Origin of the sequence: Saccharopolyspora sp. ID03-671 (genome assembly GCF_045278815.1) — a bacterium.
Classification (GTDB): domain Bacteria; phylum Actinomycetota; class Actinomycetes; order Mycobacteriales; family Pseudonocardiaceae; genus Saccharopolyspora; species Saccharopolyspora ipomoeae.
Genome location: NZ_CP134054.1, coordinates 3236113 through 3253791, shown reverse-complemented (window position 1 = coordinate 3253791; position 17679 = coordinate 3236113). Strand labels below are relative to the sequence as shown.

Genomic DNA, 17679 nt, shown 5'->3' with positions numbered 1-17679 from the left:
TTCACCTACTTATTCCCGGCCTCGCCATATCGGATTTTACAAGTCGTCTTCATGCTTGACCTGGTCCGCAACGTCGGCGTCGATGCTCTTCTCCCGCTTGCGGGTACGAGCAACTACGACGCCGAACACGGCCAGCGCTACGAGCACGACCACGGCGAAGACCGCGAGTGCCGGGCCGAGGAGCTCAGGGCGGAGCAGGTATACGGCAACGAAGGCAACGACGATGAGGAACAGGAAGGTCCAGGCCACGCGGTCCGGAATCTTGGGTCGATGCGCTTCGGCCTGCAGGTCCTCGAATCCTGGGCGGAGTCGGAGGATGCCCGCGGCGAGATTGTTGATCTGAGCACCGTTGTGCACGGAGTGGGACATGCCGTTGTAGACGAGCGCCCAGAGCTTGCGGTTCGTTTCGATCGTTGCGATGTAGGCGCGGGCTTTCCGGCCTTCCCGATCGGCCAGGTGGAGCGTCCAACCTCTGATGGCGCCGGTCAAACGGATTTCGACGAGCTCATACGTGTCGACCCAACGTCGGTTGACCCGCAGCCAATCGGCTCCTGCAGTCAGTTGAGTGCTGTTCCAGTCGCGCACTACGGCGAACACGATCAGCAATCCGATCAGGCCCCACGGGACCGGGTCTTGCATCCACGTCAGATCTCCATGGATCCAGGTGAACGCGATCCCGACGAGTACGACGAGGGTCCCGGTACCACCGAGCATGTGAAACCGCTGGTGCCCGAGGGTCTCCAGTGCCGGGCCGTGTTCCGGTGGCGGCTTTCCGGCTGATTCCAGCTCGTCGCTTTCCTGCGGTGGCGGCCCCAGCACCAATGGGCCAGCTGGAGGACGCGGCTCGCCCGTTGCTGCATCCGGCCGGGGTGGAAGTTCAGCGCTCACTTGTTGCACCTGACCCAATCAGTCGTAATAGTGCTGGTCCACCAGGTATCCGATACCGGCGGCGACTGCGGTCCCGATGACCAACGTCCCTCCTGTGGCGACCGCTCCGCTGATGTAGCCGGCGCCGGCGAGCGCATACATTCCCAATCCCACCGCGGTTCCACCTGCAGTTGTGGCAACGCCTTTGGTGATGGCTTTGTCAGGTGCTACGCCCTTTTGGATCGCGTCGTAGGTTTGGTAGGCAGTGACGACGGCGCCGGCCGCTCCTACCCCGCGTGCTGACCAGCCCACGAACCCCTTGAACGCAGGTGCGCCTGGCACTCGGGCATCGATGTTCTTGACCGACTGAGCTGACGTTCGGGCGGCGTCGACCTTTCCGGACCAGAGCTCTTGGTTCGACAGGACTTTCTGGCGGTCGGCAGGAGTGAGGGTCGGATCCATGAGCACGGCGAGCGCGCCATCAGCCTTGGCCTGCGCCGTTGCGGCCGCACTGGTCAGGTCTCGGGCTGTGACGTACGGGCCGGAATACGAACCAGTGGCGACAGGCCCCCATGCCCACCCTTGCGGGACCAGGTAGCTGGTGAAGTCCTTCATCATCTTCAGGCCTGCTATCAGCGCGTCGTGAGCCTTCCGCTCGGTGCTCCGCGCATCATCAACCGTCACCTTCACCTCTGTCCAGACATCGACCAGTGCCTGATATTCGGCCAAGATCCGCTGATCCTCGGGTGAACGTTCGCGGTTCTCACTGCGTGCCCCTGGCGCTGGGGAGTAGAGAGGAATGTCTGGTTTCGGTGGTTCCTCGATCGTCGTCGGCGTGACGACCAATCCGCCCTCCTGCGCTACGGTTCGTGCCTGATTGATGCGTGAGGTCACCGTGGTGATGGAGTCCGCGAACGTCTCGAGCGCGATGCGGGTGCGGTTCAGGAACTCCGCGGTCTGATCGGCATCACCGGCGTTACCGCTGATGAGCGTGCGGAAAGCATCGCCTGCTTCGCCTTCCCAGACCGACTCGGATTCGGACTCGGCGCGGTGCAGTCCGGTGCCGAGGTCGTGCGTTCCGGTGTGGAGCTGATGGAGCCAGCGGGCGGTCAGGCGACAGGACTCCGCGTCGGCTTCGACGACGGTGTTGAGCGCGTTCGCCATCAGTTGCCCCCGTCGACGCTCGGCATGTTGTCAGCGGCGCTGTCATCGGTCGTCATGTAGTCGGCTTTACCCGCTTCGACTTGGTCAGCAGTGCGCTTCGTGCCATCAAGCAATCCTGCAGCGGCGCGCGCCAGTGCTGCTATGGCGATCTGCACCTGTGGCGTTGATTCGCCAGCGTTCGTCTCGCTGACCGACCGCGTTGCGGCTTCGTCGAGCGCAGTCGTGGAGGTACGCATGTCATTGGCGAGGCGGTGGAGAATCTCCGGCGAAACATTCAGGTCGCTCATCGGTCCTCCTTCGAGTCCCCTTGGCGCCGTGCTTCAGAAGGGAGATCGAGATCCCAGAGCACGATCTCGGCGCCGGTGTCCTGCTCTACTTGGGAGATCCGGTTGACCGGAACAGCTAGCCAAGGTTGCGCTTCACCGCAGCCTCGGATCAGCGCTTCCAGTGATGAATAGGCCAACATCACGACGCGTTGGTCGCCGTCTTGTCGAAGCTCGATGTTCGCTTCGCGATCGCGAGGCCCTACGCGTTCGCAGGGCAGATAAGCGGTCTGCACCGCGTCTTCAGTCTCGAACCCGGAGTACTCGGGCCCGAACACAGCTGGTGCTGCTGACTGCTTGTCGCCTTCCCATTGCTGGTCCCCGTCCCAGCGCACAGGCATCACCTCTCGTTTAAGTGGTGATCACTTAACGTAGTGGGGCGCGTCTGGCTGTTGGGCGCACTTCAACGTGCTCAGGTGATATCTCACTCGAACAGCTCACGAGGTCACTGCGTTTTCTCCTGTTTGTTCTTTTCATCTATGTGGATGGATCCGGAGCGGAGTGCCGCTGTCGAGGTAGAGGTGCGCTCCTGGGTGCAAAGCTGCTCGGATGTGGTTGAGGGCTGCTGTCTCTGCTTCGGGGTGGCGTCCGTCGAGGGTTCCCACTCGGATAGCGAAGGCCAGGTCGAAGGGGGCTTCTCCGGGAAGGAGGGTGAGGTTCTCGGCCGCTACGTGGCGGGTGGTGAGGAGGCCTGCGGCGATCTCCTCGGCTGCGTTGTGCCGGGTGAGTGCGATGCCTTTGGCTGAGCGGTCGATGACGAGCATGTGGCCGTTGGGGGCGATGCGTTGGCAGACCGCTCGGGCTGCTGTGCCGGGGGCTCCGCCGATTTCGAGGACTCGCATTCCCGGTTCGAGGGGGAGTGCGTCGACGATGGCGGCGAGGCGGGGTGAGAGCTTCGGCATCCTGGGCCCCTTCCGGCTTGGGTCACCTTGATTGTGGGGTGGGGGCAGTTTTCATGAAAACTTCGTCTTCCCTGCGCACGGAGGCCCTATCGTGGACTGATGGGGACGGTCAGGCAGGTTCAGGTGACTTTTGATTGTGCTGAGCCGGAGCGGGTGGCTCGGTTCTGGTGCGAGGTGCTGGGGTATGTCGTGCCGGCTCCGCCGCCGGGGTTCGACAGCTGGGAAGCGTTCGACCGGTCGCTGCCTCCGGACATGCAGGGGAAGGCTTTTGCCTGCGTCGATCCGAACGGGGTGGGGCCGCGGTTGTTCTTCCAGAAGGTGCCTGAGGGCAAGGTCGTGAAGAACCGGGTGCACCTCGACGTGCGGGTCGGGACCGGGCTCGTGGGGGAGGAGCGGCTCGCCGCGCTGGAGGCCGAGTGCTCGCGGCTGGAAGCGCTCGGCGCGACCAGGGGCGAGCTCCTCGTCGCCGACGGGTTCAACGAGTCCTGCCAGGTCATGCAGGACGTCGAGGGCAACGAGTTCTGCCTGGATTGACCGGGCTGAACTCCGGGTCGAAGGACTACGGTTCGTTGATGGGCTGGTTGAGCGAGGTCCGCGACTCCTACGACAGCATCGCGGCCGGCTACGCCGACGAGACCCGCGACCTGCTCGACAGGCTGCTCCACGTGCGGGCCGGGGTCGTGCTGTTCGCCGATCTGGTGCGGTCGGTCGGCGGTGGCCCCGTCCTCGACGCGGGGTGCGGGCCGGGGCACACCACCGCTCTCCTGCGCGAACTGGGCGTGGACGCGTTCGGCGTCGACCTGTCGCCCGCGATGATCGAGATCGCTCGTCGCGAGCACCCCGAGGCGCGGTTCGAGGTCGGGTCGATGACCGAGCTCGACATCGCGGACGAGTCCCTGGCCGGGGTGATCGCGTGGTGGTCGCTGATCCACATCCCGGACGAGGCGGTTCCCGGTTGTCTCGCGGAGTTCCACCGGGTGCTGCGGCCGGGTGGCGTGCTGGCCGCCGGGTTCCACGTCGGCGACGGGCGGGAGGCGCGGATCCGCGACGATCTGCCCGCACCGGTGCACGGGTACCTCCGCCGGCCGTCGCGCGTCGCCGACTGGCTCCGCGAAGCGGGGTTCACCGTGGAATCGCAGCACCTGCTGAGCCCGGACGGCCCGAAACCAGGAGCGATCCTGTTCGCCTGCCTGCCCCGGCCGAGCGGCTGACCGCCTACTCCGCGGTGAACAGGCCGCTTTCGCTGTCGAGGACCGAATCGAGGAGGTGCAGCAGCTCGGAGGTCTCCGCGAGCTCACCGATGATGATGATCTTGAGTCGGTTCCGGTGCTCGTCGTGGATGGTCTGCACCCGGGGTGCGCCCATGCCCGCGAGGACGAGGGAGCCGAGGCGGTCTGCTGCTGCTCGGTCGACTCCGTCGAGCTGGACGATGCTGGAGACCTCGACCGCGCCCGCGGTGCGGGCGGGTTCGGTCGGGCGTCCGGTGAGCTGCTCCAGGTCCGACTTGGCGATCCGGTACTGCTTGCCGATGCGCACCGCGTTGAGCCTGCCGGAGCGGATGTAGCTGCGAACCGTGCGGACGTGCAGGCCCAGCAGTGCCGCGACCTGCTCGACCGAGTACATATCTTCCTGCATCGTCGCTCATCTTAAGTTGTGAAGCGGAAGGATGCGTCAGGCCGGATCGCCGGGTTCGATGAACGACTGCACCATCCTCGGGAAGATCTGCGTGAACAGCGGTTTCGACGTCGCGCTGGTACCGGTGAAGGCCGCGTGCTCCAGCTGGGCCTCGTAGACCGAGGTCAGCGCGCGCACCGCGTCGCGGGTGTCGACGACCAGGCGCAGGTTGAGCCGGTCCAGGGCCTCGTGCAGCAGCTCGGCGATCGAATCCGTCAGGTGCTCCAGGGACTCGCCGGCGCGCTTGCGCAGCTGCGGGTCGCGCAGGGCGTGCGCGCGGAACTCGGTGACCAGCATGTACCAGTTGTGGTCGGCGATGAGCGACTCCGCGCAGGCCGTGCCGACCTTGACGATCGCCTCGTGCAGCGACTCGCGGTCGGCGACGCCCTCGACCAGCACGTCGTTGACGATCGTGCGCGTCTTCTGGATGCGCAGGCTCATCTCCTCCTCGTACACCGCGAGGAACAGGTCCTCCTTGGTGTCGAAGTTCGAGTAGAAGGCGCCGCGGCTGAAGCCCGCGGTCTCGCAGATCAGCTCGACCGGCGTGTCGCGGATGCTGTGCTCGGAGAACACCTCGCGTGCGGCGTCGATCAAGCGTCGACGCGTCTGCGCCCGCCGCCGTGTTTCCCGTTGGCGCGGTTGGTCGGTCATGCGGGGCATTCTCCTGCGGTGTTTCGGCTCACAGTTGCCTGGAGCCACGAGCTAGGTGGATCTCGGGAAATATACAGTCTGTATCGCATACACCGTGTATCGAAATACCGGGAGTGTTCCCCTTGTCTTCGTTGCTTTACCGGCTGGGGCGGGCAGTGGTCCGCGGTCGAGCCTGGGTGCTGGTCGCGTGGTTAGCCCTGCTCGCGGTGCTGGGAACGGGCGCTGCGCTCTTCCAGCAGGGCATGGAGACCGAGATGTCGATCCCCGGCTCCGAGTCGCAGGACACGCTCGACCACCTCAACAACGTTTTCCCCCAGATGAGTGGCTCCAGCGCGCAGCTCGTGGCCACCGCGCCGCCCGGCGAGCGCATCGACTCCCCGCAGGGACGTGAGGCCATCGACGACCTCATCAAGCGGGTCGAGGGCCAGGAAGGCGTCACGGCGGTGATGAACCCGCTGTCGGACATGGTCAAGAACCAGGTCTCCGACGACGGCGACACCGCCCTGATCACCGTGCAGCTCAGCTACGCCGCCACCTCGGTGCCGGAGAACGTCAAGAACGACATCCTCGGCGAGGCCGACGCCCTGGAGCGCCAGCTCGGGCCGGGCAGCGAGGTGCACGCCGGCGGATCGATCTTCTCCGTCAACATGCCCGCCGTGGGCGCCACCGAGGCCGTCGGCGTGATCGTGGCGCTGCTGGTGCTGCTGCTCATGCTGCGCTCACTGGTCGGCGCCGTGATGCCGCTGGTCACCGCCCTGGTCGGCGTCGGCGTGTCGATGACCATCGTGCTGCTGTCGACGGCGTTCGTCACCGTCTCCTCGGCCGCGCCGATGCTCGGCCTGATGCTCGGGCTCGCCGTCGGCATCGACTACTCGCTCTTCATCGTCTCCCGGCACCGGGAGCAGCTCGGCGAGGGGCTCGACGTCTCCGAGTCGATCGCGCGCTCGGTCGCCACCGCCGGATCGGCGGTCATCTTCGCCGGTGCCACCGTGATCATCGCGCTGCTGGCGCTGGCCGTGCCCGGCATCCCGTTCCTGACCGTCATGGGCATCCTCGCCGGCGTCTCGATCGCCATCGGCGTCGCCGCCTCGCTGACGATCATCCCCGCGCTGCTCAGCTTCGCCGGAGAGCGGCTGCGCCCCAAGCGCCCCCGCGCCAAGCGCTCCACCCGCACCCGCCCGCGCGCGAAGTTCAGCCTGCGCTGGGTCCGGGCCGTCACCAAGGCGCCGCTGCTGACCATCGTGCTCGTCATCGGTGCCCTGGGGATCTGCACGCTGCCCGCCGCCGACCTGCGGCTGTCCGTGCCCGACGCCGGAGCGCAGGCCGTGGGAACCCCGGCGCGCGACACCTACGACGCCATCGCGGAGCAGTTCGGCCCCGGCTACAACGCGCCGCTGATCGTCACCACCGACGTCATCGGCACCAAGGACCCGCTGGGCCAGGTCAACGGCATGGCCGACGAGATCCGCGCGCTGCCCGGCGTGGCCGCGGTGCCGATGGCCACCCCGAACGAGACCATCGACACCGGCATCATCCAGGTCATCCCCACCGGCGGCGGCGAATCGCAGTCGACCGAGGACCTGGTCCACCAGCTGCGCGAGATGAGCCCGCACTTCGAGCAGGAGTACGGCGCGGGCATCGCCGTCACCGGCATGACCGCCATCGGCATCGACCTGTCCGAGAAGCTCTCCGACGCGCTGCTGCCCTTCGGCATCATCGTCGTCGGACTCACGCTGGTGCTGCTGGCGATGGTGTTCCGCTCGGTGTGGGTCCCCGTCAAGGCAGCGCTCGGCTACCTGCTGTCGGTCGGCGCCACCTTCGGCGCCACCGCGTTCGTGTTCAACCAGGGACACCTGGCCGAAGCGCTCAACATCACCCACGTCGGCGGTGTGATCAGCTTCCTGCCGCTGCTGCTGATGGCGATCCTGTTCGGCCTCGCGATGGACTACGAGGTGTTCCTCGTGTCCCGGATGCGCGAGGACTACACGCACAACCGCGACGCCAAGCGCGCCATCGAAGCCGGCTTCACCAACGTCTCGCCGGTCGTGGTCGCCGCCGCCGTCATCATGATCTCGGTGTTCGCCGCGTTCGTGCCGCACGGCGACTCCAACATCAAGCCCATCGCCTTCGGACTCGCCGTCGGCGTGTTCGTCGACGCCTTCGTCGTGCGCATGACGCTGGTGCCCGCCGTGATGGCGCTGCTCGGCGACCGGGCCTGGTGGCTGCCGAAGTGGCTGTCGCGCAAGCTGCCCGCGCTCGACGTCGAGGGAGAGGCCCTCGAGCACGAGCTGCGGCTGGCCAACTGGCCGGGCAACGACGAGGTCGTCAGCGCCCGCGGCTTCGGCGTCCGCGACGACCGCGACGAGCCGATCTTCGAGGACGTGCGCATCGCGCTGCGGCCCGGCGGCGTGCTGGCCGTGCAGGGCGATGACGACGAGCTGTCGTCGGCGATGCTGCACGCGCTCGGCGGACGGCTCAGCGGCGTGCAGGGCGACGTGCGGGTGCTGGGGCTGCTGCTGCCGCAGCGGGCCCGGGCCGTGCGCTCGCAGACGGCGCTGGTGCGCTGCCGCGACAGCGAGGCGCCCGCCGCCGAGATCGCCTCGGCGCTGGCCGACGGCGTGCGGCTGGTGCTCGTCGACGAGCTCGACGCGGTCGCCGACACCGAGCAGCGCCGCGAGATCGGCCGACTGCTGGCCGACGCGTCCACATCGGACGGTCAGCCGGTGGCCTTCGTGGTCACCCACCAGAACCCGAGCCTGGTCTCCGGCCTGCTGCCGGAGCACCGGCTCAGCACCATGCGGCTTTCCACGCGGCCGGCCTCCCCGGCGTTCACCGGCCGCCTCCTGGAGGTTTGAGGGACATGCTGAACCCGTTCACCAACGCGAGCCGCCGCGCGGGCGGCTCGGTGGGCTGGCGCACCTGGACCGGCTTAGTCCTGGTGCCGGTGATCATCGTCGGAGTGCTGGCCTGGGCGTTCTGGGCGCCGATGTCGCAGCACGGCGCCGCCAAGGTCGCGGTGGTCAACAACGACGAACCCGCCACCATCAACGGCCAGATGGCGCCGCTGGGCCGCGAGATGGCCGCGAAGCTGGTCAACAACACCGAGTCCGGCTACTCGTGGGAGATGACCGACACCGACGACGCGAACGAAGGGCTCAGCGAGGGCCGCTACTCGGCGGCGGTGATCATCCCCGAGCACTTCTCCCGCAACACCGCCTCGGTGATGACCGGTGAGCCGCTCGACGCGACCCGCGCGGGCATCAGCGTGCAGACCTCGCCGATCGCGGCTCCCGCCGACGCCGCCGCCGTGTCGGCCGCGGCCCGGGACAGCGTGGCCGTGTTCAACAAGCAGATCCTGGAGCAGCTGCTCGACGGGTTCTACGGCGGCTTCACGCAGATGCACGACCAGCTCGGCACGGCCGTCGAAGGAGCCAACCAGCTCGCCGACGGCAGCGGGCAGCTCGCCGACGGCGTCGGCCAGCTCGCGGGCGGTGTCGGTCAGCTGACCGGCGGCACCGGGCAGCTCGCGCAGGGCGGCAACCAGCTCGCCGACGGCACCGAGCAGCTCGCCGGGGGCGTGTCGCAGCTGTCGGGCGGCCTCAACCAGCTGCACCAGCAGATCCAGCAGATGCCGGCGCAGACCCAGCAGCTCGCCGACGGCGCCAAGCAGGTCGCCGCCGGAAACCGGCAGATGGCCAACACCTTCACGCCGCTGGCCGATCAGATCATCACCGCCACCGACCAGATCCCGACCGAGTCCACCGCGCTCGACGGCCTGCAGAAGCTGCTCGCCCAGTGCCCGCCGGAGGGCACGACCGTCGACCTGTGCAAGGGGCTGCGCGCCGAGGTCGACCGGCTCAGCCAGCAGCAGGGGGCGCTGGACTCGATCAAGGAGCAGATCCAGAAGCCCGCCCGCGACATGCGCGACGGCATGAACGGCCTGGCCTACGGGTCCGAGCAGGTCGCCAACGGCAACCAGATGCTCGCCGACAAGTCCGGTGAGCTCGTCAACGGCATCGGCCGGCTCGCCCAGGGCGGGCAGCAGCTCGACGGCGGCGCGCAGCAGCTCTCCGGTGGTGCGCGGCAGCTCGCCGACGGGCTCAACCAGTTCAACGGCGCGTCGCAGCAGCTCGGCACGGGTGTGCAGGCGCTGGCCGACGGCAGCCGTCAGGTCGCCGACGGCAACCGGCAGTTCGCCGAGCAGATGGCTCCGGCGGGCGACAAGCTGCCCAGCTACAGCGACGCCGAGCGGGAGCACCTCAAGACGGTGGCCGCGAGCCCGGCCTCGCTGGAGTCGAGCCTGCCGGGCTTCGGCAAGTCGCTGATCGCGCTGCTGGTGGCCATCGCGTTCTGGACCGCCGCGCTGGGCGTCTACGCGGTGACCCGCGCGGTTCCGGCCGACGCGTCGACCTCGCGGAAGTCGACCTGGTCGCTGGTGCTCGGCTCGGTGCTGCCGGGCGTGGCCGTGGCCGCGATCGGATCGGTGCTGGTGAGCACGGTTCTCGCGCCGTTCCTGGGACTCGGGTTCGGCGGCTGGGCGGCGTTCACCGGTGTGACGCTGCTGGCGGCGCTGGCGTTCGTGGCCGTCAACCAGGCGTTGATCGCGGTGTTCGGCAGCGTCGGGCGGATCATCTCGATCGCCGTCCTGGTGCTGGCCGCCGCGACCGGGGTCGTGTCGACGGTGCCCGGATTCCTCCGCGACATCAGCGGGTTGCTGCCGACTCAGGGTGCGGTGCAGGCGCTTTCGGCGATCGTCACCGGCAGCAGCGGCGCGGGCAGCGGCGTCCTGCAGCTCCTCGCGTGGCTGGTGGCGGGCGTCCTGATCTTCGCCCTGGCGGTCGACCGCGCCCGCGTGGTCCCCTCCCGCCAGTTCCGCCGCCGACCCACCCCGGGCCCCCGCCCGGCCTGGTGACCCTGCCCCCGGGGTGTCCGGCTCCGCAGAGCCGGACACCCCGGGGAATTGCTGTGGTCCCGGGGAGTGCGTTCGTCACCCGTGGACAGTTTTAGCCATAATTGACCGGACATAAAGGACATTGATCATGGGTGATTATGGCTAAAACTGTCCACGGGTGCCCCGCCGCGGCCCGCAGCGGAGGAACCGTTGCCGGTGAGCGGCATCAAGGGTGCCAATGGGGGTTTCGGCCGGTCTTGGCGACGATCTTGTCGAGGACGGGGGAGTCCTCCGGGACCGGGACCTCGGGGGCGTAGGCGCCCATCTCGCGGCCCCGGGGCGCGGTGCGGGTGACCACCGCGAGCACGTGGGTGAGGGTGTCGGTGCTCCAGGTGGCCTCGGTATCCGATGCGCGGGTGAGGTCCCAGGCGTGGACCGTGTGCTCGACCGTGATCAGCCCGCCCACCAGGTCCGACGGGTACCGCGAGGGACCGCCCATGTGCGTCTCGCCGGTCCAGGCGTCCGGGGCGCTCCAGGCGTGGGCGATGCGGGTCAGCTGCGACAGCAGCGCTTTCGGCCAGTCACCGGAGGTCCGGTCGACGACCTCGGCCGCCGCCGGGACCAGCTCGCCCCGCGCGGCGGCCTCGAACGACGGGCCCCAGCGCAGCAGGTGGTTGATCAACCCGCGCACGTCGAACTCCGCGCACGGCGTCGGCGCCGACAGCTGCGACGGCGAGATCCCGGCGACGACCTGCTTGAGCGTTGCCACGGCCTGAACCAGGTGCTGAGCTCCGGACATGCCGACACCCAACCATCACCCAGCCGTGTGCGCCCGATCGAACGCCGGCCACCCCCGGTGACCCGGAATGCGGCGGTAATCAGGACTCCGAACACGGCCGTAATCCTGTCCTCGATTACGGCCGCAATCCGTGTGCGCACCCGGAACACGGCGGTAATCCGGACTCCGAATACGGCCGTAATCCGTTCGGAAAGACGCGCTCAGGACAGGAGTTTGCGGAGGAACTTGTTGCCGAAGCCGTAGCGGATGAGGCCGTCGAGGTTGCGGATGGTCTTGTCGGTGTAGGGGTACCAGACGCTCTCGCCCTTCGGGGAGCCGCGCGTGAGCAGGATCGGCTGGGCGTGGGTGAAGCCGCGCAGCGAGTCCAGGCCGTTGACCTGCCCGACCCCGCTGTTCTTCCGCCCGCCGAAGGGAGCCTCGGGGACGCCGTAGATGACCGCGGCGTCGTTGTGCACGACCGAACCCGTGGTCAGCTGCCCGCCGATGCGCTCGGCCTTGGCGGCGTCGCGGGTGAACACGCTGCCGCCGAGCCCGTACTGGCAGTCGTTGGCCATCCGGATCGCCTCGTCCTCGTCGCGCACCCGCATCACGGTCGCGATCGGGCCGAAGGTCTCCTCGGTCATCAGCTCCATGTCGTGGGTGGCGTTCACGACCACCGTGGGCTGGAAGAACAGGCCGTCGCCGGACACCCGGGAGCCGCCGACCAGCACCTCGGCGCCCTTGTTGGTGGCGTCCTTGAGGTGCCCGCTGACCACGTCCATCTGCTTGTCGAAGAACAGCGGACCGACGTCGCCGTCCTCGGAGCCGTAGCGCAGCGCGGAGACCTTCTCCTTGAGCAGCCGGATGAACTCGTCGGCGACCGGCTCCACCACGTAGATCCGTTCGACGCTCAGGCACACCTGCCCGGAGTTGAACATCGACAGGTACGCCGCGCCGGACGCGGCGCGCTCCAGGTCGGCGTCGGCGCAGACGATCATCGCGTCCTTGCCGCCGAGCTCCAGCGTGCAGGGCTTGAGCGAGGACGCGCAGGACGAGGCGATCTTGCGGCCGGTGCCGACGCTGCCGGTGAACGAGATCTTGTCGACGTCGCCCTCCACCAGCGCCGCACCGGTCTCGCCGTCGCCGTGCACGCACTGCACGACGTCGGCCGGAACGCCGGCCTCGTGCAGCACCTGCACGGCCAGCTCGCCGGAGCGGGGCGTGACCTCGGAGGGCTTGAGCACCACCGAGTTCCCCGCCAGCAGCGCCTGCACCACGGGGTTCAGCGACAGCACGAACGGCGCGTTCCACGGCGTGATCACGCCGACCACGCCCAGCGGCTGGTACTTGATGCGCAGCTTCTTCATCGGCAGCAGGTAGCCGTGCAGCCGGCGCTTCTCGTCGCGCAGGTCCTTCGGCGCGCGCTTGCACCAGAAGTTGACGAAGTCGCAGGCGGGCACGACCTCGATGGTCAGCGCCTCGGCCCGCGGTTTGCCGGTCTCGGCCCGCACCTGCTCGACGATCTCCTCGCGCCGCCGCACGAGCACGTCGACGACGTTGCGCAGGACGCGGGCGCGTTCGGCGACCGGGCGCGCGGCCCACTCGGCCTGGGCGGCGCGGGCGCGTTCGATCGCCGCGTCGACCTCGGCCTTGGTGCTGATCTCCAGGTCGCCGACGTGGTGGCGGTCCACCGGGCTGTCCAGGCGGATCCGGCGCCGTCCGTCCTCAGCGGTCGGTTGCGGCTGCACGATTGCCATGCGGATTCCTCACTCGTAGCTGACTTGCCAGTGCTTGATGCCGTTGATGAAGCTGGATCGCAGCCGCTCGGGTTCGGAGACCTGCCGCAGGTTCGGCAGCACGTCGGCGATCGCGTTGAAGATCAGGTCCAGCTGCAGCCGCGCCAGGTTCGCGCCCACGCAGTAGTGCGCGCCGGTGCCGCCGAAACCCAAGTGCGGGTTGGGGTCTCGCAGCACGTCGAAGCGGAACGGGTCGTCGAAGACGTCCTCGTCGAAGTTCGCCGAGCTGTAGAACAGCGCGACCCGCTCGCCCTCGCGGATGAGCTGCCCGCCGATCTCGACGTCGGCGGTGGCGGTGCGCTGGAACGAGGTGACCGGCGTGGCCCAGCGGACGATCTCGTCGGGCGCCGTGGCCGGGCGGTGCTCCCGGTAGATCTCCCACTGCTCGGGGTGGTCGACGAACGCCTTCATGCCGTGCGTGGTGGCGTTGCGGGTGGTCTCGTTGCCCGCGACCGACAGCAGGATCACGAAGAACCCGAACTCGTCGGAGGTCAGCGACTGCCCGTCGACGTCGGCGGCGACCAGCTTGGAGACGATGTCGTCCATCGGGCACGCGCGCTTGGTCTCGGCCATCGTCATCGCGTAGCCGAGCACTTCGGCCGAGGCCGCGACCGGGTCGCCGAACTCGGGGTCGTCGAAGTTGAGCATCTGGTTGGACCAGTCGAAGAGGTTCTTGCGGTCCTCCTGCGGCACGCCCAGCAGCTCGGCGATGGCCTGCAGCGGCAGCTCGCAGGCGACCTGCTCGACGAAGTCGCCGCCGCCCTGCTCTGCGGCGTTGCGCACGATGTCCTGGGCGCGCTCGGTCAGCGCCGCCCGCAGGTTCTCCACCGCGCGCGGGGTGAACCCCTTGTTGATGATGCCGCGGATCTTGGTGTGCTTCGGCGGATCCATGTTGATCAGCATCGTGCGGATCGCCTCGAACGCCTCCGGCGTGGTGTAACCGGGGAAGCGGATGATCGCGTTGTTGGCCGCCGAGGAGTACAGCTTCGGGTCGCGGGAGATCGCCCGGATGTCGGCGTGCTTGCTGATCACCCAGAAGCCGCCGTCGTCGTAGGGCGCGTCCATGCCGTCGGTCTGCGCGTTCCACCAGACCGGTGCGGTGGCGCGCAGCGAGGTGAACTCCTCGACGGGCGTTCGCCGCGCCCACAGCTCGGGGTCGGAGAAGTCGAGTCCAGCCGGGATCGTCGGGTCAGGCACCGTTGCCTCCTCGCGGATCGCGGGGGTTGATCGCGCTCCGGCTTGCCGAAGCGCGTCATACAGACATACCGTAGATGTATGATTGTCCAGAGGCAATGGGCAGCGTCGCAGGTCCGCTCGGCCATACTCGAGTCATGAAACGACCGGCGTGGAACGGTGCTCCGCCGCGTGACGGCGAGGAGGCCAAGGCCCGCATCATCGATGCGGCGATGCGGTGCATCGACCGGCACGGGCCCGGCAAGACGAGCCTGTCCGACGTCGCCTCCGAGCTCGGCGTCATCCGGCAGACCGTCTACCGCTACTTCCCGAGCACCGAGGAGCTGTTCATCGCGGTCGGCTTCGCCGCCCTCAACAGCTTCCTCGAACGGCTCGTCGGCCACCTCGCCGGACGCCGCGATCCCGCCGACGTCGTCGTCGAGGCGATGGCCTATGCCATCGAGCAAGTGCCGAAAGACCCTTATCTGGGGCTGTTTCTGGACCTGGGCCGTCCGGATGCCTTCTCGCGCGGCGCGACTTCGGTCCGCGCCTTCGACGCCTGCCGCCTCGCGTTCGCCCGCACCGACGTGGACTGGGACGCGCTCGGCTTCTCCGGCGACGAGCTGACCGAACTCCTGGAATTCCTGCTGCGCTTGCTCTTGTCGTTCGCCAACGACCCGCTCCCGGGACGCGACGGCCCCGATCTGCGTGCGTTCCTGCACCGCTGGGTAACCCCCGCGTTGCACGCCCCGACACCTGCTCCCTAGTTGCAGGGACTGGTCTCGGGACCGTACGTTGCGGGCACGCCGAGGGAACGGGACCAGGTATGGACCACGACAAGCGTGAGCCCTGGGCGGTGCAGGTCGGTGCGGAGAAGATACTCGCCGCCGAGGACATGCGGGACTACGCGATCTTCGCGCTCGACGCCGCAGGGCACGTAGCCAGCTGGAACGACGGTGCCGAACGCCTCAAGGGCTACACCTCCGACGAGGTCATAGGCAGCCACTTCTCGCGGTTCTACCCGCCGGAGCAGATCGCCGCGGGCTACCCGGACTGGGAGCTGCAGCAGGCGAGCGAGGACGGCTTCTTCATAGACCGGGGCTGGCGCGTCCGCAAGGACGGCAGTCGGTACTGGGCGCACGTCGTCATCGCCGCGCAGCGAACCCCGGACGGCGAGCTCGACGGGTTCATCAAGGTCGTGCGCAACGAGAGCGAGGCCGCCGCCCGCGTCGAGCGCACCCGCCGTCGGCTGGCCGACCTGTTCGAGCTCGCGCCCTCCGGGATCGCGCTGCTCGACGGCGACGGGTGGTTCCTCGACGCCAACGGCGCGTTCTGCGACCTGCTCGGCTACCGCCTCGACGATCTCGTCGGCTGCCGCGACCTGGATCTGCTCGACCCCTCCGACACCGGTGGTGGGCTCGTCGACGGCGACACCCGATCGACCGGCGACCTGCTCGTCCCGCACCGGGTGCTGGCCCGTTCCGACGGCACACCCGTGCCCTGCCAGGTGCGGGCCGCCGCGTCGGTCCGCGACGACGGCAGCCGCAGCTGGCTGATCACCTTCCACGACATCACCGAACAACTCGCCCGCGCCATGACCTTGCGCCACCAGGCCACGCACGACGAGCTCACCGGACTGCTCAACCGCCGCGGCTTCCAGGAGCGGCTCGCCGACCTGCTGCCACCGGACAAGCCCGGCAGCGTCGCGGTGCTGTTCTGCGACCTGCACAACTTCAAGCGGATCAACGACGCCCTCGGCCACGAGGCCGGCGACGAACTGCTCTCGGCCGTCGCCGAACGCCTGCTGGAAGGTCTCCCGCCGCGCTGCGAGGTGGCCCGCTTCTACGGCGACGAGTTCGTCATCCTGTGCCGGGACCTCGACGGCGACGCCGATCTGGAGGCGGTCACCGAGAGCGTCGCCGAGCTGTTCCGGATGACCGTTCCGCTGCGCCGCAGGCACGTCCAGGTCACCGCGTCGATCGGCGTCAAGGCCGTCGAGGACCGCAGCGCGGACGTGGTGAGCCTGCTGCGCTCGGCCGAGTCGGCGATGCTCGACGCCCGGGTCCGCGGCCAGACCCGCTGCGGCACCGACCACGACCAGCTCGCCCTGGAGGAGGAGCTGCGGGAGGCCATCGCGGGTGAGGAGATCGACCTGCACTACCAGCCGGTGGTCGACAACGACGGCACCGTCGTCATCGCCGAGGCCCTGCTGCGCTGGACCCACCCCGAGCTCGGGCCGCTCACGCCGGACGTGGTGCTCGCGATCGCTTCGCGCGGCGGGATGCTCGCCGAGCTCGACACGTGCGTGCTGCGCACCGCCTTGCGCGAGGCGGTGACCTGGCGGCGTCGCGACGGGGGAGCGGTGAAGGTCGCGGTGAACCTCTCCGGACTGCGGCCCGAGCAGCAGGGCTTCGCCGACGTCGTGCGCTCGGTGCTCGCCGAGACCGGTGCGGCGCCGGAGGACCTGGTGCTGGAGATGGTCGAGACGGTGTTCGCGCAGCTCGAACCGGAGCAGCGGCAGGAGATGAACGACCTGGTCGCCGACGGCGTCCAGTTCGCGGTCGACGACTTCGGCACCGGCTACTCGTCGCTGGCGGTGCTCAAGGAGCTGCCGACGCAGATCATCAAGCTGGACCGGATGTTCGTCTCCGGTGTCGGGACGGACCCCGACGACCTGGGGATCGCCCGCGCCATGACCGAACTCGCCCGCACGCTCGGCCGGATGTGCATCGCGGAGGGCGTCGAGACCTCCACGCAGCACCAGCTGCTGCGCGCGGTGTCGGTCGACGCCTACCAGGGCTACTACTTCTCCCGCCCCATCCCGGCCGAGGAGTTCCGCCGCTACCTGGCCGGCTGATCCCCGGGCTCGGTGGCGATCGACCCCAAAACCGCTGGCGCACAACACGACGCCGGTGTCGGACATCCCCATGTCGACACCGGCGTCGCGTCCACCCCCCCTCAGAGTGGCCTTTCGAGTGGGCACGCGCCGGCGCCGGGCATCCCCGATCCGGCGCCAGCGCGGGCCCCTTTCCCCCTCGCAGTGGTCTCTTCGGCGGTGCGCCGGTGCCGGGCATCCCCAAGCCGGCACCGGCGCCCGCCTTTCCCCCTCACAGTGGTCTTCCTTCCCCCAGAGGCAGCGCCCTCGGAGCGCTTCTCCGCGAAACACCCTCACTCGGAAGTGTCTCACCAGAGGCTTTCTTCTCTGTCGTTTTCTTCTCAGAAAGATATCTCCCGGGAAGAATCGTCACAAGAACTGAACAGTGATTTGTGACATAGATCACTCTTAGTGAAGGGCGCGGAGCCCTTGGGAAGCGGCGATGAGCTGCGAAAACGCAGGGGGAGGGCAACCGTGCGGATTGGTGCGATCGGCACCGGCTGGGGTGCTGGCGAAGCCGCGCACGACTCCGGCGCCAGGAGGGGGGAACTGGCGCGTCACCAGGCTCGGTGCGCGGGTGGGTTC

Annotated in this window: 16 protein-coding genes; 6 read left to right on the top strand and 10 right to left on the bottom strand. The window is 68.6% G+C overall.

Annotated features, from left to right (window positions below):
- Positions 1 to 36: 36 nt before the first annotated feature.
- The 5 genes from REH65_RS14875 to REH65_RS14855 all read right to left on the bottom strand — a co-directional run bounded on the left by REH65_RS14875 (position 37) and on the right by REH65_RS14855 (position 3256).
- Positions 37 to 888, bottom strand: a complete 852-nt coding sequence (locus REH65_RS14875; protein WP_406692867.1) for a hypothetical protein — start codon at positions 886 to 888, stop codon at positions 37 to 39.
- An 18-nt stretch (positions 889 to 906) separates the two neighbouring features.
- The gene (locus tag REH65_RS14870) at positions 907 to 2031 is read right to left on the bottom strand and encodes a putative T7SS-secreted protein (protein WP_406692866.1); all 1125 of its coding nucleotides are present in this window, start codon (positions 2029 to 2031) and stop codon (positions 907 to 909) included.
- Positions 2031 to 2318: a hypothetical protein gene (locus REH65_RS14865; RefSeq protein ID WP_406692865.1), complete on the bottom strand. Its 288-nt coding sequence runs from the start codon at positions 2316 to 2318 to the stop codon at positions 2031 to 2033. The genes REH65_RS14870 and REH65_RS14865 overlap by 1 nt, the downstream gene beginning before the upstream one ends.
- A complete protein-coding gene (locus REH65_RS14860; RefSeq protein ID WP_406692864.1) occupies positions 2315 to 2695 on the bottom strand; it encodes an SAV_915 family protein in 381 nt (126 codons plus the stop codon). Before REH65_RS14860 ends, REH65_RS14865 begins: the two co-directional genes overlap by 4 nt.
- A gap of 132 nt (positions 2696 to 2827) precedes the next feature.
- Positions 2828 to 3256 (bottom strand): SAM-dependent methyltransferase, encoded by a 429-nt coding sequence (locus tag REH65_RS14855; protein WP_406692863.1) that lies wholly within the window; start codon positions 3254 to 3256, stop codon positions 2828 to 2830.
- Positions 3257 to 3355: 99 nt separating this feature from the next.
- On the opposite strand from REH65_RS14855, the gene REH65_RS14850 reads away from it, so the two are divergent.
- Both REH65_RS14850 and REH65_RS14845 read left to right on the top strand, forming a co-directional pair.
- The gene (locus REH65_RS14850) at positions 3356 to 3790 is read left to right on the top strand and encodes a VOC family protein (protein ID WP_406692862.1); all 435 of its coding nucleotides are present in this window, start codon (positions 3356 to 3358) and stop codon (positions 3788 to 3790) included.
- Positions 3791 to 3828: 38 nt separating this feature from the next.
- Positions 3829 to 4467, top strand: a complete 639-nt coding sequence (locus REH65_RS14845; RefSeq protein ID WP_406692861.1) for a class I SAM-dependent DNA methyltransferase — start codon at positions 3829 to 3831, stop codon at positions 4465 to 4467.
- 4 nt (positions 4468 to 4471) lie between these two features.
- Here the strand turns inward: REH65_RS14845 and REH65_RS14840 are convergent, their stop codons facing one another.
- Both REH65_RS14840 and REH65_RS14835 read right to left on the bottom strand, forming a co-directional pair.
- A complete protein-coding gene (locus REH65_RS14840) occupies positions 4472 to 4891 on the bottom strand; it encodes a helix-turn-helix domain-containing protein (RefSeq protein WP_281457844.1) in 420 nt (139 codons plus the stop codon).
- A gap of 36 nt (positions 4892 to 4927) precedes the next feature.
- Complete coding sequence (locus REH65_RS14835) at positions 4928 to 5581, bottom strand: TetR/AcrR family transcriptional regulator (protein ID WP_281457843.1); 654 nt, start codon at positions 5579 to 5581, stop codon at positions 4928 to 4930.
- A gap of 122 nt (positions 5582 to 5703) precedes the next feature.
- On the opposite strand from REH65_RS14835, the gene REH65_RS14830 reads away from it, so the two are divergent.
- Entirely contained in the window at positions 5704 to 8436 is a 2733-nt protein-coding gene (locus REH65_RS14830; protein ID WP_406692860.1) for an MMPL family transporter, read from the top strand.
- A 5-nt stretch (positions 8437 to 8441) separates the two neighbouring features.
- The gene (locus REH65_RS14825) at positions 8442 to 10493 is read left to right on the top strand and encodes an ABC transporter permease (protein WP_406692859.1); all 2052 of its coding nucleotides are present in this window, start codon (positions 8442 to 8444) and stop codon (positions 10491 to 10493) included.
- Between the two features lie 205 nt (positions 10494 to 10698).
- Here REH65_RS14825 and REH65_RS14820 read toward each other — a convergent pair whose 3' ends face one another.
- The 3 genes from REH65_RS14820 to REH65_RS14810 form a co-directional block, all read right to left on the bottom strand.
- On the bottom strand, positions 10699 to 11271 hold the full coding sequence (locus REH65_RS14820) for a TIGR03086 family metal-binding protein (RefSeq protein WP_406692858.1): 573 nt from the start codon (positions 11269 to 11271) through the stop codon (positions 10699 to 10701).
- Between the two features lie 200 nt (positions 11272 to 11471).
- Complete coding sequence (locus REH65_RS14815) at positions 11472 to 13007, bottom strand: aldehyde dehydrogenase family protein (RefSeq protein ID WP_406692857.1); 1536 nt, start codon at positions 13005 to 13007, stop codon at positions 11472 to 11474.
- 9 nt (positions 13008 to 13016) lie between these two features.
- The gene (locus REH65_RS14810; protein ID WP_406692856.1) at positions 13017 to 14243 is read right to left on the bottom strand and encodes a cytochrome P450; all 1227 of its coding nucleotides are present in this window, start codon (positions 14241 to 14243) and stop codon (positions 13017 to 13019) included.
- Positions 14244 to 14377: 134 nt separating this feature from the next.
- Between REH65_RS14810 and REH65_RS14805 the strand changes: the two genes are divergently transcribed.
- Both REH65_RS14805 and REH65_RS14800 read left to right on the top strand, forming a co-directional pair.
- Entirely contained in the window at positions 14378 to 14986 is a 609-nt protein-coding gene (locus tag REH65_RS14805) for a TetR/AcrR family transcriptional regulator (RefSeq protein WP_406692855.1), read from the top strand.
- 59 nt (positions 14987 to 15045) lie between these two features.
- Positions 15046 to 17076 (top strand): putative bifunctional diguanylate cyclase/phosphodiesterase, encoded by a 2031-nt coding sequence (locus tag REH65_RS14800; protein ID WP_406692854.1) that lies wholly within the window; start codon positions 15046 to 15048, stop codon positions 17074 to 17076.
- The last annotated feature ends 603 nt before the right edge of the window (positions 17077 to 17679 follow it).